The following is a 25,714-nucleotide window of genomic DNA, read 5'->3' as shown; positions in this document are numbered from 1 at the left end:
ACGCCTCGTTCGGGGTTTCCCTACCCCTGCTCGCGCCGCATATGCGGCCGCGGGCATTCCGTACTGCGCGAACCCTGCCCCGCGACGCCCGGACCGGGCGCCGCGGGACACCCAGCATCAGAGGGCGGGGACGAGCACGCGGTCGATGGTGTGGATCACGCCGTTGGTCGCGGGGATCCCGATGGCCCACGGCACGAGCTTCGGGTCCTTCAGCGCCGGCGACTCGTCGCGCAGGGTGATGCCGCGCGGCTGGATGGTGCCGCCGTCGGCCATCGTGAGCGACTTCGACGTGATCACGCGGATCGGACCGAGCTTCTGACCCGGGACGACGTGGTACAGCAGGATGGTGGTGATCTGCTCGGTCGTGAAGGTCGACGTGATCGCCGCCAGCGCATCGGCCTCGGAGGCCGGACGGGATCCGGTCAGATCTTCCACCAGGCGCAGGAACGCGCGGTCGTTCGGCGCGAAGACCGTGTACGCGGTCGAGGTGTCGGCGAGCGTGGCATCGAGCCCCGTGGCCACGACGGCCTGCACCAGCAGGTCGTAGTCCCACGGGTTGCCGTCGGGAGTGCCGCCGCCGGATGCGCCGACGGCGACGTCGACGATGGTCCCGGACGGGGCGGAGCCTCCCGTGGCGTGCGCGGGGGCGGCGGCGAGCGCGAGACCCGCGGCGGCCGCGAGGGCGACGGTGAGGCGCAGCGTCTTGTTCATCTTCCAGCTCCTTCGATGGCGGCACCCGACCGGGGGTGAGCGGGCGTCCACAGGGTTATTCCGCCCGAACGCCCGATCTGGATGCAGCCGCGCCGAAGTCCCGGCCTGCTGAGGCCGCGGGGAGGGGAGGGAAGGATGGGGTCAGGGGGCGCAGGCGGTGGCCGGGTCGGAGGCCTGCCCGTTCGCGCGGCGGATGAGCACTTCGATGCACGTGGTTCCGGAGGGGTCGGCGGGCACCGTGACGGTGGTCTCCGACACCGACTGCAGCGCCGTGTCGCCGCCTCCGCGCTCCACGACACCCCACAGGTACGCGTCGCCCTGCGCGGGGTCGGGGTTCACCCACGTGAAGACGACGCCCTCGGGCGTGACCGTGCCGGTGAGATCGGCCGGAGGCGCTGCCGTGACGGGGATCACATCGATCGGCTCGTCGGTGGGTGCCGCCGTCGGCGTCGGCTCGCCCCCGCCACCGAGGACCGTGGGCAGGGAGAGGGCGAGGATGACGGCGATCACGAGGACGAACGCACCGGCGCCGACGGCGAACCACAGTCCGCGGCGCGACGCCGGCGGTGCGGCCTCGGGAGCCGGCGCGCCCGGGTCGCCCGACAGATCCGGGGTCGGCTGGGTGTACGTCGCCGCACCGGCGCTCGCGCCGCCGGGCGCGGCCGGAGCCGGGGGCGGAGGCGGGACGGCGGGACCGGCCGGATGGGTGGGCCGGAGAGGTGCGGCCGACATGCGCGCGGCCGGGGCCTGCGGGATCACCGACGGCGGCCGGACGCGGGTGGCGTCGTCGGCGACGGCGCGGCCGGTCGCCGCCTCGGGCGCCCACTGGTCGTGCCGCGGAAGCGGCGGCCGCGTGGGGCCGGCGGCGGGGTGGGTCTCCGGGTCGATGCTGACGACCCCGCGGACGCGGGTGAGGCCGTCATCCTCGTCGTCCACGACCCCGTCGGGCGTGCCGTCGTCGAGGATGTCGATCGGCGTCACGGCGTGCGCGGACTCGATCTGCACCTTCTGCAGCGCACGCGCGAACGCCAGTGCGGTGTCGTACCGGTCGGCGGGAGACTTGGCCATCGCCCGCTCGAGCACGCGCTCCAGCGAGGGCGGAGCATCCGGCCGGCCCAGGGGCGGCAGCGCCAGCGTCTCGATGCGGGAGATGAGCTCCGCGCCGGTGTTGCGGTGGCCCACGAGCTCGAACGGGGACCGCCCGGCCAGCAGGCTGTACACCGTGGCGCCCAGCGACCACACGTCCGAGCGCGCGTCGCCGGTGGGCACCGCGGCCAGCGCCTCCGGGGGTGACCACGGGATCGACAGCCCGCCCGCGTCGGCGGCGCCGGCGGTCGTCGACGCGATGCCGAAGTCGGTCAGCGCCGGACGGTTGTACTCGGTCACGAGGATGTTGGCGGGTTTGATGTCGCGGTGGAGCACGCCGGCGCGGTGGGCGGTCTCCACGGCCGCCGCGACCTGCACGCCCACGCGCAGGGCCTCGGCCACCGAGAACGGCTCGCGCCGGTAGCGGGCCTGCAGGTTGGGCCGGGAGCAGTACTCCATCACCAGGTACGGGCGGCCGTCGCCGGCCACCCCGGCCTGGTGGATGGTGACGATCGCCGGGTGCGTCGACAGCATCGCCATGACGTTGGCCTCGGCGGTGAACTCCACGATCGACCCGCTCGTCATGCGCTCGGTGAGGAGCACCTTCACGGCGACCCGGCGCTTGGGCAGGTGCTGCTCGTAGAGGAAGACGTCGGCGAACCCGCCGGAGCCCAGCAGTTCGACGAACGTGAACCCGGGCAGGTCGGGGGGTGACTGCGGCGCGCGGCGCGAACTCACGGAACATCCTCGACGGCGACGGTGATCCCGTCGCCGAGGTCGAGCACGTCCCCGGGGACGACGATCGTCTGCTCGCCCGGGTGCAGGCGCACCGGCTCCGCGCCCCGGCGCAGCAGCCGCGTGCCGTTGGTCGTGTTCAGGTCGGTGGCCAGGATGCTGTCGCCCTCGACGCGCACCTCGAGGTGGTTGCGCGAGATGTCCTGCTGCGGGCTGTCCACGGCGATGAGGTGCGGCAGGTCGGCGCCGCTGATGCGGGTCGAGCGGGGACGGCGTCCGATGATGACGGTGCGCTCGAGCAGCACGCTCTGCCCGCTGGAGACCCGCAGCAGCCCCGCGGCGGCGGAGGGCACGGGCGGCGAAAGCGGCGGCGCGACCGGCGGCAGCTCCCCGGCGGCGCGGAGCCGGCGTGCCTCCTCGAGGGTGATGGTGGCGTCCTCGGACTCCCCCTCTGCCTCGCCCGGGCCGCGGATGATCGTGGCTTCGATGTCTTCGTCCAGAGGCGGCACCGCGGCGGCCGGGGCCGCCGGCACCTCGGGCGCCGGGGCCGTCGCGGGGGCGGGCGCCGCCGGCGTGGGGACGGCGGCGGCGGGCGCCGGCACCTCGGGCGCGGCCGGAGTGGGGTGCGTCGGCGGCGCGTCGGGGGCTGCGGACGCGGCCGGGGCGTCGGCAACCGCCGGCGCGGCTGGGGGCTCGGTGGCGCCGGGGGCCTCGGGAACCGACGGCGCGTCCGCCTCCTGGCGCACCTCGGCCACGCTGTGCGGCTGCACCGGCTCGACGGGAGCGCCCGAGCGGCGCGGCCCGGCCGGCGCGGCCGCGGGCTGCGCGGCGGGAGCGGGGGACGCGTTCTCCTCCCGGGCGATCAGAACCGATGCCGCCGCGACGACGCCGTCGCGCAGGGGCAGGGCGGCGGCGACCGGGGCGGCGGGACCGATCACGAGTGTGTCGGCCGATCGGATGCTGCGCTCGATCCACGTGGAGACCCCGGCGCCGTCCACCCGCTCGGCGGCGGCGTCCGTGCCCAGCGACACCGTCAGGTCGCCGCGGACCGCGATCCGCCACCCGCCGTCTTCGTCGAGGGCGACGGCGAAGGGCGGGAGGGCGGACAGCGGCCCACCCGCGGCGAGCGCGTCGACGACGCCGGCCAGGCCTGCGCCACGGTGCAACTGCTCCCACACGGCCTCGGCCGTGGCATCCGTCGCAGGCTCACCGAGCACGGCGATAGCGTGCGGGGCGACGACGGCGCGCAGGGAACCGGGGGTGTAGCGCACGACGGTCATTGCAGTCCTCCTCGGACTCGCGCTTGCGCGCGTGGCAGGGTGTCGCCCTCGATCTCGTCGAAGGACGTGGACGGGATGGTCTCGCTGCCGTCGCGGACGCCGCGGATGCGCACCGCGAGCGCGTCGACGATCACCGCGGTGACGTTGTCGCGTCCGCCCGCCTCGACCGCCTCGCGCACGAGCCGTTCGGCGGCGGCCTGCGGGTGGCGCTCGGAGCGGAGGATCGCATCGATCCGCTCGGCATCGATCTCGGTGGGCAGTCCGTCGGAGCAGATCAGGATGCGGTCGCCCTCCTCCGCCGGCAGCAGCCAGAAATCCGGCTCGCTGTCGCTGCCGGCGCCGATGGCGCGCGTGATGACGTTGCGGCGGGAGTCCTTCGCGGCGGAGGCGGCGTCCAGCTGGCCCGAGTCGATGAGCTCCTGCACGACGGAGTGGTCCACGCTCACCTGCTCGAGCACGCCGTCGCTGAGGCGGTAGGTGCGGGAGTCGCCGAGGTTGACGGTGAGCCAGTACCCCTCCCCCTCGACGTCGGCGATCGTGACTCCGGCGAGGGTCGTGCCCGCGCCGGCGCCACCACCCTCGGGGAGCGCGTCGATGCGGCGCCGCGCCGCGCGCAGCGCCGCCTGCACGTCGTGGATCGTGAGGCTCTCCCGGCCGGCGAGCCGCGCGAACTCGTCGATCACGGTCGCGCTGGCGATCTCGCCCGCGTGGTGCCCGCCCATTCCGTCGGCCACGAGGAACAGCGGCGGCATCGCCAGGAACGCGTCTTCGTTGAGGGAGCGGCGCCGGCCGACGTCGGTCGCCGCGCCCCACACCACGGTCACCGGCGGATCCGGCCGGCCGATGTCGCCTGCCCCGCTCATGCCGGCCCGCTCACGGTCGCGCTGCGGTCGCCGAGCTCGAGGCGGTCGCCGGGGCGCAGCGCGACGCGCTCTCCCGGGCGGAGGGTCGTGCGCACGCCGTCGCGCACGAGCACGGTGCCGTTGCGCGACCAGCGGTCGGCCAGCCACACCTCGGTGTGCTCGCCGCCGATCTCGAAGTGCGTCCGCGACAGCGACAGCGTCTCGTCGCGCACCACCACGGTCGCGCACGGCCCGCCGAAGGGGTCGCGGCCGAACACCGTCCGGCCGTACACCGCGACCTGCTCTCCGGTGTCCCAGGTGAGGACGGCGACCGGGTTCACGAGCTGCTCCCCTCGTCGCGCGACGACCGGATGCCGCGCACCGCGGCCCTCACGCGCTGCCACTGCGATGCGGCGCCCTGCCCGACGGCGGTGGCGCGTTCGCGCAACGGGCGGCGCTTCACGGCGGAGTCGGTTCCGTCATCCGACGCCGCGGCATGCGCCGAACGCACCGGCTTGGCGCGGACGACCCGGCGATCGGGCAGCGCGAATCGCGTGCCGGCCAGGAGCGACCGCACGTCCAGGCGGGCCTTGAGGCGACGCCAGAAACCGACGCGCTTCCCCATCCCGCCGACGATGCCGTCCACCTCGTGCCAGAACTCCTCGATCTCGGCCGGAGTCGGCTCGGACGGCCCGAACACCTCCGCATCGGCCCGGCGCGCGAGGGTGGACACGTTCGGCTGCTCGAAAGCGGTGCTCACGACCGAGGCGTCCTCCCTGCGCGTCCCACCGCGGCGGACGGGGGTGCCGTAGTCGCTCGCGCGGTCGATCAGCTCGTCCCACCCGCCGCTGATGCGGTCGGCCGGACGCTCGGCCTCGCGCCTGCGGCGACGGCGTGCCGCCTTCAGCGCGCCCACGACGAGGAACGGCCCGAGCAGGAGCGCGAGCACCCCGAGGATGCTGGCCAGCACGATCGCGATGAGCCCGAGGATGCCCGCCAGCGGGTTCTCCTCGTCCTCCGCGCCGCGCTCGTCGGGCACGGTGGGCGGGAGGTCGACCGGCTCCTGCTCGGGCGGCGGCGGCTGCAGCACCTGCGGCTTCGGGTCGGCACGGGGCTTGGTGGTCTGGTCGGTGGGCACCTGGTCTTCGGGCGGCGTGGGGTCGAACGCGACCCAGCCCGAGTCCTCGAAGGCGACCTCCACCCACGCGTGCAGCGTCTCGCCGGTCGCGGTGAACAGTCCGCCGGCGTCATCCTCCTCCGGGTAGAAGCCCATCACAACGCGAGCGGGGATGCCGAGCTGCCCGGCCAGCAGCGCCATGGTGACGGCGTACTGCTCGTCGTCGCCGATCCACTGGTCACCGCGCAGCAGCGTCGCGATGCGCTCGGCGCCATGGCCGGCGCGCGAGAGCACCTGCCCCTCCAGCCCGTGGCTGAAGAACCCGTCCTGCGACAGGGTCTGCTCCAGGGCCCGCACCTGCTCGATCGGGGTCGCGGCGTCGCCGACGATGTCGGAGGCGATCTCGGCGAATTCCGGCGGCACGCCCTTCTGCTTGGGCATGCGCAGCGGCGCGAACTTCTCGTCGGCCAGCCGTTCGTCGCTCGGGTCGCCGGGCAGGAGGGTCTCCAGCGTGTAGGCGTCGCCCTCGCCGAGGCGCATCGTCACGACGCCCGTCCCGGTGGCGTCGTTGTAATACGCGCTGCGGCGCAGCTCGTCGGCGCGCGGCCCGTCGAAGGCGACCGAGCGCACGGCCCCGGCATCCGGAAGCCACACCCCGCGCATGCCCGCGATCTCGATCCGGATCGTCGCGGGGGTTCCCTCGGCATCGGGCGACATGATGCTGCGCACCGGCGTGAACGCGCTGGAGGATCCGGCGCCGTCATCGGCGACGTTGTAGACGGTTCCGGTGTAGGCGTCCATCGTCGCCAGGCGGATGCGGCCGCCTTCGGGCAGGCCCGAGGCGGTGAACAGGGGCTCGTCGGCGAAGTCGCGCACGTACCCGCGGAAGGACTGCAGGGGGCTGGGGTACTGCCGCACGTCGAACGGGGGGATGACGACGTCGCGGAGGACGTAGCGCGGGCCCTCGGGCGCCGCGGCCGCGCCGACGGCGACGCCCGCGCCGGTGGCCACCGCCAGGACAGCGGCCCCCGCGATCAGGCGACGCGCGAGCATGCCGGTGGGCTCGCCGCCCTCTCCTACCGAGATGGCCGCGCGGACGGGCTGCCAGGCCTGACGCACGGCGATCCACACCGCCGCGACGAGGGCGAAGACGACCCCCTGCACGATCGGGGCGGCCGGCTCGACGGTGCCCAGTGCGATCTGGGCGACGAGGTAGGCCACCGCGGGGACCAGGGCCCACGCCGCCGGCCGGACGCGCAGGGCGAGGCTTGCCACCAGGACGGCGGCGACGAGGGTGAGGAAGAACGGCACCACGAGGTGGCTGTCGCCGGTGCCCACGGGCGCGACGGTGGTGAGCAGCTCCTTCCACGACGTCACGATCGCGAGAACCAGGCGCCACAGGGATTCCGGTGTCGGGATGAACCCGAGGAGCCCCATATGCGGCACCGCGAGGACGGTGCCGAAGAGGATGTAGGCGGCGAGGGTGAGACCCGCGATGACGAGCACGCCCCAGCGGCGCCACGTGGCGCCGGCGGCGATGGCCAGGCCGAGGAGCAGTCCGCCCAGAGCGGCGGGCAGGTACGCCGGTCCGCCGAAGGTCGGCCAGAAACCGGCGATCCCGACGGCCAGCAGCAGCGTCGTCGCCCCCAGATCCAGCGCCCACCGGCGCACTTCGAGACCGCCGATCACGCGCGGCTCCCCGTCGGGGCGGGCGGGCGCGGTCATGCGAGCACCCGCGCGAGGGCGGAGGGAAGCTGGTCGAGGGCGCCGAGGGAGAGCACGTCGGCGTCGGCGATGCGGCGGAGGGACGGCGCATCCACCGTCGTGTCAGCCACGACCACCAGGGCCCGGGCGCCGAAGGGCACGCGACCGCACGCGACGCGCAGGCGCGCGGCATTCACGGCGCTGCCGCACAGGAGCACAACCACGCTGGCCGCCGGGGCGGTGGCGGAGATGTGCCCGGCCAGATCGACGATGTCCCCCGTGCGCCCGCGCGCGTACGACAGCCCGGACAGTCCGTCCAGGAACTGCTTGCCGGTGCCCGAGGGCAGCTCGGCGCCCTGCACGCGCACCTCGACGCGCTGGGAGTCGCGCAGTGCCCGCAGGCCGAGCGATCCGGCCGCCGAGATGGCGAGTTCGAACTCGTCCGCGTCGGCGTAGTCGCCCGGGTTCCGGGACAGTCCGATCACGAAGTGGGAGCGCCGCGTCTCCTCGAACTGGCGCACCATGAGCGTTCCCGTGCGCGCCGTCGAGCGCCAGTGCACGTTCCGGCGGTCATCGCCCGGCTGATACTCCCGCAGCGCGTGGAAGGAGATGTCATCGCGGGAGAGGTCGGTGGCGGGAAGGCCCTCGAGGTCGCGGAGGAATCCGAGCGACTGCCCGTCGAACAGCACGGTACGGGGGTGCACGTACAGGTCGACCGGCTCATCGCGGCGGTGCACGCGCTCGAACACCCCGAGGGGGTCGCCGCGGACGACGCTGACGGGTCCGACCGCGAGCACGGCACGACGATTCGTGGGGATCGCGAACAGCTCCTCGGCCTCCTCACCCGGGGCCAGACGCTTCACCGCGAACTCGCCGCGGCCGGCGCCGACGGGCAGCACGACGCGGGAGGGGAGGATCGCCCGCGAGCCGGTGTTCGCGAGGGTCAGCGCACCGACGGCCCGCTCCCCCACGACCACGCGCGTGCGGGTGAGGTCCAGGCCCACGTCGTAGTCGGTGCGGCCGATGAGGAACCCGGCGCAGATCACGAGCACAGCGGTCAGCACGAGGGCCGCGACGATGAGCTCGTGCCAGCCGAGCATCTGCCCGGTGATCCACAGGACGACCGCCGTGACGAACACGACCCAGCCCAGCGGCCGCACGACGCTCAGCACCTCCCGCGTCCCGCGCAGCACGCGCGCCGCCAGCGGCGCGGCGAGTTGACGCAGCGCCTCCGTGCGGGTGGTGCCGGCGGGCACGGTGGTGCCCAGCGTCTCGCTCGTCATCAGGCCGCAGACCTCGCCTGCGGTGCCGGGATCGACTCGAGCGTGCGGGCGATCACCGTCGCGGCGCTGACGCCGCTGAACTCCGCCTCCGGGTCGAGGACGAGACGGTGCGTCCACGCCGGCGCCACGAGCTCCTTGACGTCGTCGGGCACGACGTAGTGGCGGCCCTGCGAGGCCGCCCGCACCTTGGCGATGCGCACCATCGCGAGCGACCCGCGCACCGAGACGCCCACGCGGGTGGAGGGGTCGGTGCGCGTGGCCTCCGCCAGCTGGGCGATGTAGCGCAGGACGGCGGGTTCGGCGTGGACGCTCGCGGCGAGGTCTGCCATGTCGGCAACCGCGGAGGTGGTGATCAGCGCCGGGAGGCTCGCCGACGGGTTGCGGTCGGCGGCGCCGGCGAGGATCCGCTCGGCGATGGCGAGGTCGGGGTATCCGATCGAGGTCTTGATCAGGAACCGGTCGAGCTGCGCCTCGGGGAGCTTGTACGTGCCGGCCTGCTCGATGGGGTTCTGGGTAGCGATGACGAGGAACGGACGGCCCACCTCGTGCGCCACGCCGTCCACGGTCACGCGCGACTCCTCCATGACCTCCAGCAGCGCCGACTGGGTCTTCGGCGAGGCGCGGTTGATCTCGTCGGCGAGCAGGATCGAGGCGAACACGGGGCCGCGGTGGAACTCGAACTTGTGGCTGGCCTGGTCGTAGATCGTCACGCCGGTGACGTCGGAGGGCAGCAGGTCGGGTGTGAACTGGATGCGCGCGCTCGTGCCCTGCACCGTGGCGGCCAGGGCCTTCGCCAGGCTCGTCTTGCCCGTGCCCGGCGCATCCTCCAGCAGCACGTGTCCCTCGGCGAGCATCGCCGACAGGACGAGACTGACGACCTCGCGCTTGCCCATCAGAGCACGGTCGACGTTGTCCACCAGGCGCGTGAAAGTGGTCTCGAACCAGGCGGCCTGGTCGGGGGTCATGGTCATGCGGTCATCCTCGTTCTCGTCGTCGTAGTGCTAGCGCCAGGTGTACCGCTCGGAGTTACCCCAGCCGTCGATGCGCACCCAGACCTCGGTATCGGGGTAGCCGTAGAAGCAGCCCAGCTGGATCGACCCGCTCCGGGGGACATCGAAGCGGCGTCCCCCACCGGCGAACTCGCCGCTCCGGCTGCTGACGCACACCACGTTGTAGCTGCCGGCCGGGAAGTTCGACGTGTTCAGCTCGAAGTACGCGCACGACGCCGACGAGCATTCGCCGCTGTTCACGCGGCTGCCCTTGGTCACCCACGCGCGCGCCTTCGGCGCTTCAGCGGTGCGGGCCTGCGCGCTCGCGGTCGAGGTCTGATTCGCCGCATCCGTGGCGCGCACCTGGATCGTGTGGTTCTGGTCGTATCCGAAGTCCACCGTGCGGGAACCGCTGCGGACAGCGACCTGTTCCCAGCCGCCCCCGGCGATCTTGATCTCCAGCTTCGTGATCGCGCGCCCGTTCGCGGCGGGCGGCGACCATCCGAACTCGATCTGCGTCCCGCTCCCGCGCGCCGACGCTCCCGGAGGCTGGATCGGGCCGTAGGGGATCACCTGCGCCGTCGTGTTGGAGTCGGGGCTGGCGTACGTCGTGCCGTCCTGCGTGGTGACGGCGCGCAGCGTGACGGTGTACCCGGAGCCGTTGGAGATGCCGCTGGTGATCCGGGTGCCGTTCAGCGGCGCCCACCCGCCGCCGTTGAGCTTGTACTCGTACCGCACCGCACCCGGATCGGCGCCGTTGGTCTCCGCCGGCTGATACGCGACGTGGATGGAGTTGTCGGGCCCGGGCGTCGAGGCGCTCACGCCCTGCGGCGCACCGGGCGGCGTGAACGCGCGCCGCGGCGCGGACGGGGCGCTGTCAGGGCCCCACCCGGCCTTGTTCACGGCGGCGACGGTGAAGGAGTAGTCGGTGCGGCTCGGCTCGACCACGACGGCCTGCGAGGTCTGGCCGGCGCCGACGGAGATCGTGTTGATGACGCTGCCCCCGCGCAGCACGTTGAGGCGGTAGCCGGAGATGGCGTCGCCGTTGGGGTTCGGGGCCGCCCACGACACCTGCAGCTGAGCCTGCGAGCCGACCGGGTCCAGTCGCGTCGTCGAGGGTGCCCCCGGAGCGGTCGGCGGACCGGCGGGGATCTCCGTCGCGGAGTAGGCGCTCCAGCTGGACGGCTCGGGGGCGCGGTTGTGCGCCTGCACGCGCACCTGGTAGGCGGTGCCGTTCTCCAGGCCCTCCCACACGAGCGAGTTGCCCGACGCGGTCTTCTGCGTGACGCCCGAGGGCGGCGCCGGAGAGATCTCGAGCGTGAAGGATTCCACCGGCGATCCCGGGGTCGAGGGGGTCGTCCACGCGACGTTCAGCGAGCGGTCGCCGAAGCGCAGCGTCGGCGGAGCCGGGGTGTCGGGGCGCGCGTCGGGACGGGCCGTCTCCGAGGGGGCCGACGGGTCGGACTCCCCGACGCGGTTGGTGGCGGTGACGACGAAGTTGTACTCGACGTTGTTGGTCAGCCCGCTGAGCGTGCACGTGGTGGCGGGGCATTCCCGCGTGTAGTTCCCCGCCGTCGAGGTCACGGTGTACCCCGTGATCGGGGCGCCGTTGTTCGGCGGCGGGGTCCACGACAGCACGACCGTGCGGTCCTGCACGCTCGAGACCGTCGGCACGCCCGGCGCGTCCGGCTTGCCCTGCACGGTGAGGCGGATGCGGCCCTCGACCTCGCGGTCGACGTCGGCCGTCGCGTCCTGGATGCGGTACCGGACGACCATCGTGCCGAAGAAGCTCGCCGACGGCGTGACCGACACCTGGTCGCCGCTGACCTCGGCGACGCCCTCGCCGGTCTCGGTGGCGGCGGCGACGACCTTCAGCGGCGTCTCGGGGAACGGATTGAAGTCGTTCGCGAGCACCGGCACCGAGATCGTGCGGCCCTGATCGGCCTCGGGCAGCACGTCGTCGTTGGCCGTGGGGAGGGGGCGCGTGGATGCGGTCACCCGCACCGTCACGGTCCCTTCTATGGGATCGGTCTCGCCGTCGTCGATCCGCACCTGCACTTCGGCGGTGGTGCCCTTGCGCGTGTCGGCGTCGGCGCTGACCCGCAGCGTCTGGCCGTCGACGGAGGCGTTCATGCCGCTGGGCGACCCGCCCACGATCGTGTACCGCATCCCCTCGAGGTCGCCCTCGTCCGGGTCGGTGGTGAGCGCGACGAGGTCGAGGCCTGTGGCGTCCTCCCCCGGGGCGACGTCCATTTGACCGTTGACGAAGGTCGGCTGCTGGTTGTCCGGCGGCAGCACCGTGACCGGCAGCGTGAGCGTCGCCTTGCGCCCCTCCGGGTCGTCGGGGCCGGTGCCGTCGGTGACCTCGAACGTGATGGCGTCCTGACCGAAGTAGCCGTCGGCCGACGTGTAGACGAGCGTCTTCTCGTCCTCCACGAGCGGGGCGCCGTTCGCGTGCGTGGCGCTGACCTTGCCCGCCTCGGTGATGACGACGTCGCGGTCCCCGGCGGCGCGGACGTGCTCGGACAGCGGGATGCTGATGGTCTCTCCGCTCTGAACCTCAACCCCCTCGGTCGAGATCAGCACGGGGGGCAGGTCGCGCAGGCCCGGCACGTGGATGAACGCGGAGGCGGTGAGGTCGTCGCGGTCGGTGATCGTGTAGGTCACCAGTTGCGCCTCTTCGAGGATCGGCAGCCGCACGACGCCGTCCTCCAGCACGCGCGCGCCCGCGGCATCCACCGAGATCTCCAGCGCGTCCACCGTGCCGTCGGGGTCTTCGTCGTTCGCGAGCAGATCGAGGTCGACGGAGTCCTCCTCCTCCACGTCGGACGGGCGCACGCGGTCATCGCGGGCGATCGGACGCTGCAGCGGCACGTCTTCGGCCACGGTGACCTGCAGGACGGCCCGCGCCTCAGCGCCGCGTGCGTCGCGGATCGTGTACTGCAGGCTCGTCTCGACCGGCTCGCCCGGGGAGGTGACGACCACGCGGTCGCCCAGCACGCGCGCCTCCAGGCCGCCGGAGTCGGCCATGATGAGGCCGTCGGAGACGAGGGTCAGCGCGTCGCCCTCGGGATCGGAATCGTTCGCCAGCACCGGCACCGCCACCTCGCGGCCGGGCCGCATGACGACGGCGTCCTTCACCGCGTAGGGGGCCTGGTTGGCCGCCTCCGCCGGGGCGATGCCCACGCGGATCGAGGCGATCGCCTCGGCGCCGAAGCGGTCGCGCACGCGGTAGGTGAACGCGTCCGGCCCGGTCTCGCCCTCGAACGCCTCGTACGTGAGGAAGTTCGCGCCGACCTCGCTGACGCGTCCCTTCGACGGGGCGGAGTCGATGCCCATCAGCTCGACGGAGTCGCCGTCGGGGTCGAGCCCGTCCAGCGGCACCGGGATGCGCACTTCCGACCCCGCCAGCACGCGGCCGGTGATGTCGCGGGGGCGCGGGGCCTGGTTGGTGTCGGCGTCGACGGGGAGCACCTGGATCGTGACGTATCCGGCGTCCTTCTGGCCGGTGGAATCCTCCACCTCGTAGGTGGCGTACACCGTGCCCGGCTCATCGCTCGCCCGGAAGCGCACGGTGTCCTGCGACACGAAGATCGTGCCCTCTTCCGCCGTGGGGACCGGCTCCACGAGGTCGGGGGCGAGGCGCAGCGTGTCGTTGTTGGGGTGATAGTCGTTGTCGAGCACGGGGATGGTGACGACATCGCCGGCGCGGACGACCGCCGTGTCGTCGCTGGCCACGGGCGGGCGCAGCTGGTCGGGCGCGGGCACCGGGATGACCACGACCTCGCCCTCCGCGGTCTGCTGGCCGTTGGAGATGCGGTAGGAGATGCGCGTCTGCTCGCTCAGGGCCGACTGGTCGGTGATCCGCAGGGTCTCGTGCCCGATGACCGCGACCGAGATGCCGCTGGAGGGATCCACCGTCACCGACTGCACGACGAGGATGCCGCCGGAGGGATCGCTGTCGTTCGCGAGGACGTTGACGAGCACGTCGGCGCCGCTGGGCAGGAGCGCCACATCGCGCACCGCGACGGGCGGCAGGTCGGTGTCGGCGTCGGGGAGCACATCGATGCGCACGAGGCCCGGCACGGCGTTGGGGCCGGCGGCCACGAGGTACTGCGCGTAGTACGTGCCCGGCGCCGAGGAGCGGAACGTGAAGGTCTTGTTGGGGTAGTCGGGGACGATCTCGGCGCCCGGAACCTCGTCCACCCGCGTGAGGCGCAGGGTCTCCCGTCCCGAGCTGGTGTCGTTGGACAGCGGAGCGACGGTCGCGGACTGCCCGGCGCGGACGACGACGTGATCGGCGTTGGTGACCGGGACGGTGGAGCCCGCGGGACGCACGTCGAACCGGACGATGCCCTCGGTCACCTCGGAGCCGTCGGACACGATGATGGGCACGTCCTTGCGGCCCTGCGTGCCGCCGATCGCGCGGTAGGTGATGCGGCCGTCGGCGGTGAAGTCGGCCTCGTCGCCTTCGGCGGGGACGACGGAGGCGAGGAAGATCTCGTCGCCGTCGGGGTCGGTCCAATCCGGCAGGACGTTGTAGGTGATCGCGCCGCCGGCCTCGACGACGACCGTGGTGACGCGCTTGGGTTCGGGCGGCGCGTTGACGTCCCATCCGCGCACGTTCAGCCGCACGTTGGCGGTGTCGGTGCCGCCGCGGCCATCGTCGATCTCGTAGCGGAAGGTCTCGGAGCCCGACCCGTCCTCGGGCACCGCGATCTGCAAGGCGGAGCCGTCGTGGATCGGCTGCACCTCGCCCAGCCCGGGCTCGCCGTCGGGCAGGGTCACGACGAGGATGTCGCCGTCGGCGTCGGTGTCGTTGTCGAGCACGGGCAGCACGGTCGTGCGGCCGGGGCGCACCCCGAGGTCGTCATCGACGGCGATCGGTGGGGTGTTGACCTCGGTGCGCTCGGGGAGTGTCGTCTCGACGGTCTCCTCCGTGGTCTGCTCGTCCTCTTCCGACTCGCCCTCGGGCGGGATGATGTCGTCCCAGTTGTCCACGCGCTGCATCGCGTCGGTGGCCATCCAGGCGGCGCCGCCCACGACGTCGTTGAGGATCACGACGTCGCGGTTCTGCCGGAAGCGGAGCTGCGCGGTGGGCTCCAAGTCTTCGATCTGCATCGTGAGGTCGTTCGCGTCGCCGGAGCAGTCGCGCACGAACGCACCCGAGCCGCTCCACGCGGCATACGTGCAGCCGGCGAGGGTCACCGGCGCCGTGGGCGCCCCCTCCCCCGCGCCGGACGGGGTGGTGGAGGGTTCGGCGCCGTCGAAGGGCACCCGCACGACGTCGGATGCGGTGGCCAGCACGAGCGCATCGCCGGTCGCGGCGGGCTGCTGCAGGACGGCGGACTCGCCCCCGTCCACTTCGGTGCGCAGGCCCCCGGTGGTGTGCACCGTGCCGGTGTCGGCATCCAGCACCGCCGCCGTCGTGCCGACGACCGTGATCGACAGTTCGGCGTTCGCGTCGACGCCCTCGATGCCGCGGCGGGCGGCATCCCCCGTCTCGCCGTCGGCGGTGACGGGCACCGTGACGATCTCGCCGGATTCCGCCGAGACGCCATAGACGGTGCCGTCGCGGCCGACCGCGACGTCGGCGCCCTCGCCCAGTTCGGTCACCGGCTCGACGCCTTCGACCGTGAACCCTCCGGCAGCGCGGGCGGGGGCGACCCACAGCGAACCCGACGCCGGGTCGAGCACGGCCATCGTCGGCCCCCCGAGCGCGACCTTGGCGCCGGCGGGGATGTCCGCGGCATCCGTGAGCATGACCATCGCGGGGTCGACGGCCGTCACGGTGGACTCGGCCTGATCCAGGACGAGGACGGTGGAGCCCTCCTGGAGGATGTCGTACTCGTCGCTCGCGGCACGCAGGCCCGCGTCGAGCACGCGGGACTCATGGTTGAAGTGCCCCACCAGCACGCTGGACTGCTTGGTGATCCACACCCCGCCGTCGTGGAGGTCGACCTCGGTGGTGGGGAAGCCCTGATACGCGACCGCCATCGTGGTGACCGCGATCGCGGAGACGGTGACGACGCCGGCGGACATCAGCGTCCGGCGGCGTCGTCGCAGCCATGTGAACGACCTCACGCTACGTCTGCCTCCCCGGGGCGGAAACGAGCCGGAATTCCCGTCGATGCGGGCGGAATCCCCCTCAGCCTAGCGGGAGGTACTCGACCGCCCGCCACCGGCCGTCCACGCTTGCCGAACCGTTCCGCCGTCTGATATCGGTTCATGCCGTTTCCGGCACGTTCGGCCGGCGACGGGACTGCGGGGAACGGCTCACAGGAGCCCGCGCGCGCCCAGGCTCCACGCCAGGAATCCCGTGATGTGCTCCGCGTACGGCACCGTGAGGTGGGTGGCGTCGTAGCGGATCGGCAGACCGCCGGCGAAGGCGGGGCACGCATCCTGCCAGCAGCTGAACTCGAGCGAACCGATCGCGTGGGCCTGGGTGTCGGCGGCTCTCGCCTCTGCCGCCGCGTGCATGTCGCGCCACGTCTGGTCGACCGCCGTCAGGCACTGCGCGGGGCCCGTCACCGGGGAGAAGCAGCGCGCGAGGTCGCCGCCCTGGGGCGGCGGCGCGAGGTACACGACGCCGCCCGCGCCATACGTGGAGAGCTCGGCATGCGTCGCGGCGAGCAGATCGGCCGGCGACAGGTCGCGTCCGTCGACCGTGCGCCCCAGCGTGTACGCGTTGGACACCACCACGAGGTCGGCGGGGTCGGCCCCCGCGAGCGCACGCACGTCGAGCTTGCGCTGCGGACAGGCGGCCATGACGGCGGGGTCGGGGTTCTGCACGAGCACGTCGGTGAAGCGGCATCCGTACAGTCCCACCGTCGTGATCCGCCACGCACCGCCGCTGTCTTCCGCCAGCTTCTTGAACGCCGGCGCGTACGACATCGCCGTCGAGTCGCCCACGAGATACATGTGGCGCGCGGCATCCGCATCCCCCCACGTGCATCGGCCGGCGTCGATGGGCACGTCGGGAGCGAAGCAATCGTGCGCGGGATTGGCGCTGGAGGATGCCGCCATCACCTCGTCGAGGGACGGACGCAGGTCGGGCCACGCCTCCGCCGTCACGGCTTCGGCGAGCTCGGCCTGCAGGGCCGCCGTCGGATCCTCCGCGGGGGCCGCCACGGGGTCGGCGACCGGTGGGACGAGTGGCCCGATCACGGGCGAGCCGAAGCCGGTCTGCAGCATCAACACGACGACGGTCGCCCCGATGCCCAGGGTCGCCGCCGACATCCCCATCTGTCCGCGGTACCGCGCGCGCCACTGCGCCCACGGGGAAGGGCGGGCGGGCTCCTCGGTCCCCGCCGGGGGCGCGTCGATCCGCCGCACGTCCGCGGGTGCGGAGGCGCGCGGCCGGGCGGGCGACGGGGGCGACGGGGTTCGTGCGGACGTCGCCGGCAGCGGGACGGATGCGGCGGTCGGCGCGGGCTGCGCGGCGGCGGCCGCGTCGGGGCGCGGCGGCCGGCCCGGGTAATACCGCTGCCCCTGCACCCACCCGGCGGGGCGCGTCGTCACGACGCCGTGCCGCGCGGATGCCGGCTGGTGCGACAGGGCGGATGCGTGCTCTCGCGGCGGGGTGGTGGCCGGCTCGGTCTCCTCTGCCGGCTGATGCCCGGGCGCGGGCTCGGAAGCGGAGGCAGGCGAGTGCGCCTGCGCGGCGAGCACCGGCGCCGCCGCACGGCGGCGCAGGAGCGGCGAGCGGTGCAGGGGCTGCTCCACGCCGTAGTACGTCGACACGGCCAGGACGGCCGTCGCGGCCAGCACGATCGCGGTCGTCCACTCGCCGGCGGGCAGCAGCACACCGGCGAACACGAGCACGGGGAAGTGCCACAGGTACAGCGCGTACGACAGATCTCCGAGCCACACGCTGACCGGATTGGTGAGCGGGAACAGATGCCGGTGGCTCGGATCGCCGCCCACTCCGCCGGCCACGACGAGAGCCGTGGCCGCGACCGGCAGCACCGCCCACGGCGCGGGAAAGGCCGAGGCCGGATCGATCACGACGCACGAGAGCACGACACCGGCGAGCCCGACCCACTGCAGCAGCCCGCCGAGCGCGGCCGGGATGCGCGCCAGTGCGGGGGACGCCACGGCCAGCAGCGCTCCGACCGCGAGCTCCCACGCCCGCGTGGCCGTGGAGAAGTACGCCACGGTGGGTTCGGCGGCCGTCTGCGCGACGGCCCATGCCCACGACGCGGCGCCCACCAGCACCACCACGCCGCCCACGGCGACGCGCCCGGCACGCCCCCGGCGCCCGCCGCGGGGCACGAGCAGCACCGCGATCAGCAGCAGCACCGGCCACACGAGGGAGAACTGCTCCTCGACCGACAGCGACCAGAAGTGCTGCAGCGGGCTGACCGCCGCCGCCGAGAAGTAGTCCGTGCCCTCGGCGGCGAACCGCCAGTTCGACACGAACAGCGCCGCGGCCACCGCATCCGCCCACGTCGCATCGGCCCGCGCGCGGTTGAAGACGAAGAACGCCGCGACACAGACGCCCAGGAGCACCAGCATGGCCGCCGGCATCAGGCGGCGGATGCGGCGGGCGAAGAAGTCCCGCAGCGAGATCCGGCCGCTCTCGGCGACCTCCCGCAGCAGCAGCCCCGTGATGAGGAAACCGGAGACGACGAAGAACACGTCGACACCGACGAACCCGCCGCTGGGCCATCCCACGACGTGGGTGGCGATGACCATCACGACCGCGAGCGCGCGCAGCCCCTGGATGTCTCGCCGGATCGGCGTGCGGGGGGAGGTCGGGTTCGAGGTCACGGTTTCTGCGGAGGACGGCCGGCGCTCAGTCTAGGGGCGCCGACGTCGCCGCTGTGTTCCGCGACGGGTGTCAGGACGCGACGTAGGCGGCGAGGTGCTGGCCGGTGAGGGTGGATGCGGCGGCCACGAGGTCGGCGGGCGACCCCTCGAAGACGATCGTCCCGCCGTCGCGTCCGGCCCCCGGGCCGATGTCGATGATCCGGTCGGCGTGCACCATGACCGCCTGATGATGCTCGATCACGATGACGCTGTTGCCCGCATCCACCAGGCGGTCCAGCAGGCCCAGCAGATTGTCGACGTCGGCGAGGTGCAGACCGGTCGTCGGCTCGTCCAGGACGTACACCGCGCCCGATTTGGCCATCGAGATCGCCAGCTTCAGGCGCTGCCGCTCGCCGCCGGACAGCGTGTTCAACGACTGCCCGAGGGTCAGGTATCCCAGGCCCACGTCGACCATGCGGGCGAGCGTCGTGTGCGCGGGGCCCTTGGGGAAGAACTCCGCCGCGTCGGCGGCCGACATCGACAGCACCTCGGAGATGTTCTTCCCCTCCAGGCGGTACTGCAGCACCTCGTCGGAGAATCCGGTGCCCTCGCACACCTCGCACACCGTCTCCACCGTGGACTGGAACCCGAGGTCGGTGATGATGACGCCGAGTCCCTTGCACGCGATGCACGCGCCCTCGGAGTTGGCGCTGAACAGGGACGGCTTCACGCCGTTCGCCTTCGCGAACGCCGAGCGCACCGCATCCAGCACTCCCGTGTAGGTCGCCGGGCTGCTGCGCCGTGACCCTCGGATGGGCGCCTGGTCGACGACGACCACGTCGTCGAGGCCCGCGAGGTTGCCGTGGATGAGGGAGGACTTGCCCGACCCCGCGACGCCGGTGACGACGGTGAGCACGCCGAGGGGCACGTCGACATCGACGTTCTTGAGGTTGTGCTGCGTGGCTACGCGGATCTGCAGCGCGCCCTGTGGGGTGCGCGTGGAATCCTTCAGCCGCGCGCGATGGTCGAGGTGGCGTCCCGTGAGCGTGTCGGATTTCCGCAGGCCCGCGACGTCGCCGGTGAACTGGATGCGGCCGCCGTCGCGCCCCGCCCCCGGACCGAGGTCGACCACGAAGTCGGCGATCGCGATGACCTCCGGCTTGTGCTCGACCACGAGCACCGTGTTGCCCTTGTCGCGCAGGGCGAGCAGCAGCGCGTTCATCCGCTGGATGTCGTGCGGATGCAGGCCCGCGGTCGGTTCGTCGAACACGTACGTGACGTCGGTGAGGCTCGAGCGCAGGTGGCGGATCATCTTCGTCCGCTGCGCCTCGCCGCCCGACAGCGTGCCGCTGGCCCGGTCGAGCGACAGGTAGCCCAGGCCGATGTCGACGAAGGAGTCCACGGTGTCACGGAGCCCGGCGATCAGCGGGGCGACGGCGGGGTCGTCGATGGTCCGCAGCCACGCGGCGAGGTCGGTGATCTGCATGGCCGCCGCATCCGCGATGCTGACGCCGTCGATGGTCGACGAGCGGGCGCCGTCGTTCAGGCGCGTGCCGCCGCAGTCGGGGCACGCGGTGAAGCGCACGGCGCGGTCGACGAAGGCGCGGATGTGCGCCTGCAGCGAGTCGCGGTCCTTCTGCAGGACGCTCTTGGTGATCTTGGGCACGAGGCCCTCGTACGTGATGTTGATGCCCTGGATCTTGACCTTGACCGGCTCCTTGTGGAGGAAGTCGGCCAGCTCCTGCTCGGTGTAGTCCTGGATGGGCTTGTCCGCGTCGAGGAATCCCGACTCCGTGAACTGGCGCACCATCCAGCCGTCGACGTTGTATCCGGGGATCGTCAGCGCCCCCTCTGCGAGCGACTTGGTGCGGTCGAACAGCTGGTCCAGGTCGATCTCGCTCACTTCGCCCAGGCCTTCGCACCGCGGGCACATCCCGCCGGTGATCTCGAACGAGCGATGCTCCTTTACGGTCTTTCCGCCGCGCTCGGAGGTCATCGCGCCGCCGCCGCGCACGGAGGGGACGTTGAACGAGAAGGCCTGCGGCGACCCGACGTGCGGGACGCCGAGGCGGCTGAACAGCATCCGCAGCATCGCGTGCACGTCGGTCGCGGTGCCCACGGTGGAGCGGGCGTTGGCGCCCATGCGCTCCTGGTCGACGAGGATCGCGGGGCTGATGTTCTCCAGCGCGTCGACCTCGGGCCGCGGGGGCGTCGACATGAACGCCTGCACGAACGTCGGGTACGTCTCGTTGATCAGCCGCTGCGATTCGGCCGCGATCGTGCCGAACACGAGGGACGACTTCCCCGATCCGCTCACGCCGGTGAACACCGTGAGGCGCCGTTTGGGGATCTCGACGCTGATGCCCTGCAGGTTGTTCTCGCGCGCCCCCACGACGCGGATCACGTCGTGGCTGTCCGGCGCGGATGCGGTGGACTCGGGCGATGCTGCGGCCATGCGTGCTCCTCCTCGGTCGGTGTGCCCAGTGTTCCGCACATCGCGGACACGCGGCGTCCGCCTCTCGCATCCACACCTCCGCGAGACCGCATCGCACCGACGAGACCGCGACATCATGTCGCGGTCTCGTCGCGGGGATGCGGTCTCGCTGCGTAGCGGGCTCAGGACGCGGCGGCGACCTCCGCGGCGTCGTACTGCGCCACGGAGAAGTTGTCCACGAACAGGGCGTCGGGATCGACCTCGTGCTTGAGGGCGAGCAACCGCTCCAGCTTGTCCGGCGGGAAGGCATCGAGGATGCGCTCGGGCCTCGTGGACGAGTCGAAGCTCAGGTACATGCCGCGTCCGTGCACGCGCACCGCCTCCCACGCCGCGTCCAGACGTCCCGGATCGGCGCCGAGCGCCACCACGGAGAACTGCGCCCCGCGGTGCGAGTACGCGGTGTCGTCCTCTCCGACGTCGCTCACGGCCCCACCGACGGAGCGGAGCTGAAGGAAGTACGACGCGCCCGCATCGAGCATCCGCACGGCCTCCGCCGCGAACTCCGGCGTGATCTCACTCAGCAGAAGCGACCGGGCATGCGGCTCGCCGCGCCCGTGCTGCGGACCGAGGTCGGCGTTGGCCATGACGCGCGCATAGCTCGTGACCTGTACCGACTGCTGCACGAGCGGCGCGAGCTCGGCGAACGGCTGCAGTCGCGCGAGAATCGTGTCCGGATCGGAGGAGTCGACCATCGCCATGATCTGCGCAATGCGGGGCTGACCCGGCCGGCGGGCGCCCATGATGAGGAACGCCGTCAGATCGCGCGGAGCCGCCGCCATCACGGCACCGTAGCCGGTGAGGAACTCCTCGGTGTCGGAGGCGTCGAACGCCAGCTGCGCCCATCCGACCTCGCCGACCTCGTCGACCTCGAACTCGAAGCTCGTCACGATGCCGACGTTCGCGCCCGCGCCGCGGATCGCCCAGAACAGCTCGGGGCGGGTGCCGGCATCCGTGCGCACGACCGAGCCGTCGGCGAGTACCACCTCGGCGGCACGCAGGTGATCGATCGTGAGACCATGCTCGCGCACGAGGAAGCCGATGCCGCCGGCCGTGGCGAGCCCGCCGACCCCGACGCCGCCGTAGTCGCCCGAGCTGAGCGCCCAACCGTGCTCATCCAGCGCTGCGGCGACCTCTCGCCACCGCGCCCCGGGACCGATGCGCACCAGCCGGCGGGACGCGTCGAGCACCTCGATGGCGTTGAGCCGGCGCAGATCGATCACGATGCCGCCATCGTTCGTGCTGCGCCCGCTGATGCCGTGCCCGCCGCTGCGGATCCCGAGCGGCACCCCTCGGTGTCGCCGCGCATATGCGACGGCCTCGACCACCTGCGCCGTGGAGTCGGGCTGCAGGACGATGCCCGGCGCACCGCCGCGGAGGTAGGTGGAGCTCACGTCGGCGTACGCGAAGTCGCCCGGCTCGATCGCCCGCATGCCCGCGGGCACACCGTTGTAGTCGATGCCCGCCCGTCGCCGCGCGAGCGAGGCGACGGATCGCACCGGCGCCTCCGTGGTGCCGCGCGTTCCGCGCTCGCGGGCGACCAGCTCACGCACCGCCGGTGCCAGCTCCTGGCCCACGACCTGGAACACTCGCGGATCGTCGCTGGCCACGATGAACGTCGACACGCCATCCTCGAGCGCATACCGGGCCATCTTCGCGGCCCACGCGCTCACATCACCGCTGGGCGGAGCCACGTTCAACAGGCGGCGGATCTCCCGCGGGTCACGCGCGGCCCCCTCGGCCGCCTCGTCGATCGCGGTGTTGCCGCGCGCGAGGTCGCCAGGCTGCATGTAGGCCTCGGAGGGCAGCCAGCCGTCTCCGAGCCGACCGGTCAGCGCCAGCATCCGCGGCTTGAGAGCCCCGATCAGCAGCGGGATGCGGTGTGCCGGGCGCGGGCCGCGCTTGGCCCCGTGCACGCGGTGGTACCGGCCGTCGGTGAAGACGCCGCCGCGCGCCGACGTGTCCCACAGCTCGCGCATGACCACGATGGCCTCCTCGAGGGCCGTCACGGCCTGACCGGGCGTGAGCCGAGGTTCGCCCATGGCCTCGATCGCATCCCAGAACGCGCCCGCGCCGAGCCCGAGATCGAAGCGTCCGCCGGAAAGGAGGTCGAGGCTCGCGGCGGCGCGCGCGACGACGGCGGGCGGACGCAGCGGCATGTTCAGCACGTTCGGCGCGATGCGCACGCGCTCCGTCTGCGCGGCGACGTAGGTCATGAGGGTCCAGGTGTCCAAGAACGCCGGCTGGTACGGGTGGTCCTGGAACGTGACCAGGTCGAGCCCGGAGGCCTCCGCCATCTGCGCGAGGGTGACCGGAACCTGCGGGTCGGCCGCGGTGGGTGTTATGAAGGCTCCGAACTCGAGTCCGTGACCGTAATCCATGTCAGCTCCCTGCTGTCTGAGGAGTGGGGGAAGAAGAAGAGGGTTCGGCGGCCCGCGCGGGGCGGAGGCCGCCGAGGACGACGTCGAGGAGTACTGGTCGGTCATCGGGTGAGCCGAGGCGCACCGCGTGCTCGACGCCGCACAGCATCCGCCGCACGTGGTCGACAGTGATGTCCGGACGCACGGCCCCGGCAACCTGTGCGCGCTCGAGTGCCGCGCGCAGGCTCGTGACGAATGCGCACTTGGCCTCGCGGGCCGCACCCAGTTCGGCGTCAGGCGCGGTGATGACCGCCTGCACGCCTTCGTCGGCGAGTTGCAGCTCGAGCGCGGCGGCCAAGAGCGTGTGCAGTGCGGCGCCGGCGTCCGGCGTGCGCTCCGCCTCGCCCGCGAGGACCCGCAGGCGCTGGATCGAATCGAGCGAGAGCGCTTCGGACAGCGCCGCGACCGTCGGGAAGTGCCGATACACGGTCGCGACGCCGACGCCCGCCTCGCGCGCGACGTCGTTGAGCCTCAGCTCGCCGCGAGGGATGCGCCGCGCGGCGCACAGGATCGCGTCACGGCTGCGTGCGGCGTCGGCTCGAAGGCGGGTCATGGGCGCCAGCGTACTCCTGAAACGGATGACTCATCCGTTTCAGCGTTTCGCCCCTCGCGAACTCCGTTCCCGCGAAACAGCACGCCACCGGCGAGACCGCGACATATTGTCGGGGTTTCGCCGGTGGCGTGCAGTCTCGCGGACGAGAAGAGGAGGGTGCGGCGGCGTCAGCCCTGCGCGCGACGGTTCGAGCGCGCGTTGCCGCGCACGACGTCGCCGACGCGGATTCCGCCCGGGCGTGCGCCCGACGCGGATCCGCGTCCACCGGACGCCGATCCGCCCGAGCGCGGTCCGCCGCCGGAGCGGGAGCCCGCGGTCGAGGCAGCGGCACCGGCGGCCACCGGCGCGGCACCGCGGCCACCGGAACGGCGACCCTGGCCGCCCGCCGAACCGCCCGAACGGCCGGAGCCGGCCGGTGCGCCACCGCGGGCGGCGCGCTTGCGCTGCGCGTTGGCGCCCTGCGACTGCCCGCCACCGCGCTGCGGGGCGACGACCGGAGCGGGCGTCACGTACTCCGCGACCTCGCCGACGAGCGCGGTCACCTCGGACGAATCCGAGGTCACGGGGGTGGGCGTGGCCTTGATGGCGGCCTTGCGCAGGATGTCGAGGGTGTCGCGGCGCTGCTCGGGGAGCATCACCGTCACGACGTCACCCGCGCTGCCGGCACGGGCGGTGCGGCCCGAGCGGTGCAGGTACGCCTTGTGCTCGACGGGCGGGTCGACGTGCACCACGAGGGCGATGTCGTCCACGTGCACGCCGCGCGCGGCGACATCCGTCGCCACGAGGACGCGGGCGGTGCCGGCGCTGAACGCCGCGAGGTTGCGGTCGCGCTGCGGCTGCGACAGGTTGCCGTGCAGGTCGACCGAGGGGATGCCCGCGGCCGTGAGCGTGCGGGCCAGCTTCTTGGCCTGGTGCTTCGTGCGGGTGAACAGGATGCGGCGGCTCGAGCCGGATGCGAGGGTGCGCACGAGCGCGGCCTTGGCCGTGGCATCCGCCGCGACGAAGACGTGGTGGGTCATCGCGGCCACGTGCGACGTGGCCTCGTCGACCGAGTGCAGCACCTCGTTGCGGAGGAACTTGCGGACGAGCTTGTCCACGCCGTTGTCCAGCGTCGCCGAGAACAGCAGGCGCTGCCCGCCGGCGGGCGTGCGGGTGAGCAGGCGCGTGACGCCCGGCAGGAAGCCGAGGTCGGCCATGTGGTCGGCCTCGTCGAGCACCGTGATCTCGATGTCGTCCAGGCTCGCGAAGCCCTGGGAGATGAGGTCTTCCAGGCGCCCGGGGCACGCGACGAGGATGTCGACGCCGGCGGCGAGCGCGTCGACCTGACGGCGCTGGTTGACCCCGCCGTAGACGGTCGTGGTGGTCAGACCGTATGCGGCGGCGAGGGGCTTGATGACGGCGTCGATCTGGTTGGCGAGCTCACGCGTGGGGGCCAGGACGAGCGCGCGGGGCTTGCGACCACGGCGGGTCGAGGTCTTCGCGCCCAGGCGTGCCACGAGCGGGAGCGAGAAGGCGAGGGTCTTGCCCGAGCCCGTCTTGCCGCGCCCGAGCACGTCGCGCCCGGCGAGGGTGTCGGCGAGCGTGTCGGCCTGGATGGGGAACGCTTCGGTCATGCCCTGCGAAGCGAGGACGTCGACCAGGGGAGCGGGTACGCCGAGATCGGCGAAAGTGGTGGAGGAAGTCATGTGTCTTTCATGCCGGCGCGCAGCGGCGCGCATGGCGGATCAGAATGCGGCCGAGCCGCAGAGGAGG

14 protein-coding genes are annotated in these 25,714 nt (G+C 72.9%); all 14 read right to left on the bottom strand.

Annotated features, from left to right (window positions below; translation table 11 throughout):
• Positions 1–117: 117 nt before the first annotated feature.
• Positions 118–711 (bottom strand): fasciclin domain-containing protein, encoded by a 594-nt coding sequence (locus E4K62_RS00905; RefSeq protein ID WP_135062693.1) that lies wholly within the window; start codon positions 709–711, stop codon positions 118–120.
• Between the two features lie 141 nt (positions 712–852).
• The gene (locus E4K62_RS00900; protein ID WP_135062691.1) at positions 853–2,535 is read right to left on the bottom strand and encodes a serine/threonine-protein kinase; all 1,683 of its coding nucleotides are present in this window, start codon (positions 2,533–2,535) and stop codon (positions 853–855) included.
• Positions 2,532–3,812 carry an FHA domain-containing protein gene (locus E4K62_RS00895; RefSeq protein ID WP_135062689.1) on the bottom strand — a complete coding sequence of 427 codons (1,281 nt, stop codon included), beginning with the start codon at positions 3,810–3,812 and terminating at the stop codon, positions 2,532–2,534. Before E4K62_RS00895 ends, E4K62_RS00900 begins: the two co-directional genes overlap by 4 nt.
• Positions 3,809–4,675 carry a PP2C family protein-serine/threonine phosphatase gene (locus tag E4K62_RS00890; protein ID WP_135062687.1) on the bottom strand — a complete coding sequence of 289 codons (867 nt, stop codon included), beginning with the start codon at positions 4,673–4,675 and terminating at the stop codon, positions 3,809–3,811. The genes E4K62_RS00895 and E4K62_RS00890 overlap by 4 nt, the downstream gene beginning before the upstream one ends.
• Positions 4,672–4,995: an FHA domain-containing protein gene (locus E4K62_RS00885; RefSeq protein WP_167747683.1), complete on the bottom strand. Its 324-nt coding sequence runs from the start codon at positions 4,993–4,995 to the stop codon at positions 4,672–4,674. The genes E4K62_RS00890 and E4K62_RS00885 overlap by 4 nt, the downstream gene beginning before the upstream one ends.
• Positions 4,992–7,496, bottom strand: a complete 2,505-nt coding sequence (locus E4K62_RS00880) for a transglutaminase-like domain-containing protein (RefSeq protein WP_135062683.1) — start codon at positions 7,494–7,496, stop codon at positions 4,992–4,994. The genes E4K62_RS00885 and E4K62_RS00880 overlap by 4 nt, the downstream gene beginning before the upstream one ends.
• A complete protein-coding gene (locus E4K62_RS00875) occupies positions 7,493–8,758 on the bottom strand; it encodes a DUF58 domain-containing protein (RefSeq protein WP_135062681.1) in 1,266 nt (421 codons plus the stop codon). Before E4K62_RS00875 ends, E4K62_RS00880 begins: the two co-directional genes overlap by 4 nt.
• Positions 8,758–9,729, bottom strand: a complete 972-nt coding sequence (locus E4K62_RS00870; RefSeq protein ID WP_135062679.1) for an AAA family ATPase — start codon at positions 9,727–9,729, stop codon at positions 8,758–8,760. The genes E4K62_RS00875 and E4K62_RS00870 overlap by 1 nt, the downstream gene beginning before the upstream one ends.
• A 30-nt stretch (positions 9,730–9,759) precedes the next feature.
• Positions 9,760–15,831, bottom strand: a complete 6,072-nt coding sequence (locus tag E4K62_RS00865; protein ID WP_135062677.1) for an Ig-like domain-containing protein — start codon at positions 15,829–15,831, stop codon at positions 9,760–9,762.
• A 192-nt stretch (positions 15,832–16,023) separates the two neighbouring features.
• On the bottom strand, positions 16,024–18,519 hold the full coding sequence (locus E4K62_RS00860; protein WP_240742768.1) for an acyltransferase family protein: 2,496 nt from the start codon (positions 18,517–18,519) through the stop codon (positions 16,024–16,026).
• Positions 18,520–18,589: 70 nt separating this feature from the next.
• A complete protein-coding gene (locus tag E4K62_RS00855; protein WP_135062675.1) occupies positions 18,590–20,953 on the bottom strand; it encodes an ATP-binding cassette domain-containing protein in 2,364 nt (787 codons plus the stop codon).
• A 161-nt stretch (positions 20,954–21,114) separates the two neighbouring features.
• Complete coding sequence (locus E4K62_RS00850; protein WP_135062673.1) at positions 21,115–23,370, bottom strand: LLM class flavin-dependent oxidoreductase; 2,256 nt, start codon at positions 23,368–23,370, stop codon at positions 21,115–21,117.
• 1 nt (position 23,371) lies between these two features.
• The gene (locus E4K62_RS00845; RefSeq protein WP_135062671.1) at positions 23,372–23,962 is read right to left on the bottom strand and encodes a TetR/AcrR family transcriptional regulator; all 591 of its coding nucleotides are present in this window, start codon (positions 23,960–23,962) and stop codon (positions 23,372–23,374) included.
• Between the two features lie 167 nt (positions 23,963–24,129).
• The gene (locus tag E4K62_RS00840) at positions 24,130–25,647 is read right to left on the bottom strand and encodes a DEAD/DEAH box helicase (RefSeq protein WP_135062669.1); all 1,518 of its coding nucleotides are present in this window, start codon (positions 25,645–25,647) and stop codon (positions 24,130–24,132) included.
• Between the last annotated feature and the right edge of the window lie 67 nt (positions 25,648–25,714).

This window comes from Microbacterium wangchenii, assembly GCF_004564355.1.
Taxonomy (GTDB): domain Bacteria; phylum Actinomycetota; class Actinomycetes; order Actinomycetales; family Microbacteriaceae; genus Microbacterium; species Microbacterium wangchenii.
This window is presented reverse-complemented; position numbering and strand designations above follow the sequence as displayed.

Coding starts and splice junctions, on each gene's coding strand:
- E4K62_RS00905 (WP_135062693.1), bottom strand. CDS start 711: ATGAACAAGACGCTGCGCCTCACCGTCGCCCTCGCGGCCGCCGCGGGT.
- E4K62_RS00895 (WP_135062689.1), bottom strand. CDS start 3,812: ATGACCGTCGTGCGCTACACCCCCGGTTCCCTGCGCGCCGTCGTCGCC.
- E4K62_RS00890 (WP_135062687.1), bottom strand. CDS start 4,675: ATGAGCGGGGCAGGCGACATCGGCCGGCCGGATCCGCCGGTGACCGTG.
- E4K62_RS00880 (WP_135062683.1), bottom strand. CDS start 7,496: ATGACCGCGCCCGCCCGCCCCGACGGGGAGCCGCGCGTGATCGGCGGT.
- E4K62_RS00875 (WP_135062681.1), bottom strand. CDS start 8,758: ATGACGAGCGAGACGCTGGGCACCACCGTGCCCGCCGGCACCACCCGC.
- E4K62_RS00870 (WP_135062679.1), bottom strand. CDS start 9,729: ATGACCATGACCCCCGACCAGGCCGCCTGGTTCGAGACCACTTTCACG.
- E4K62_RS00855 (WP_135062675.1), bottom strand. CDS start 20,953: ATGGCCGCAGCATCGCCCGAGTCCACCGCATCCGCGCCGGACAGCCAC.
- E4K62_RS00850 (WP_135062673.1), bottom strand. CDS start 23,370: ATGGATTACGGTCACGGACTCGAGTTCGGAGCCTTCATAACACCCACC.
- E4K62_RS00845 (WP_135062671.1), bottom strand. CDS start 23,962: ATGACCCGCCTTCGAGCCGACGCCGCACGCAGCCGTGACGCGATCCTG.
- E4K62_RS00840 (WP_135062669.1), bottom strand. CDS start 25,647: ATGACTTCCTCCACCACTTTCGCCGATCTCGGCGTACCCGCTCCCCTG.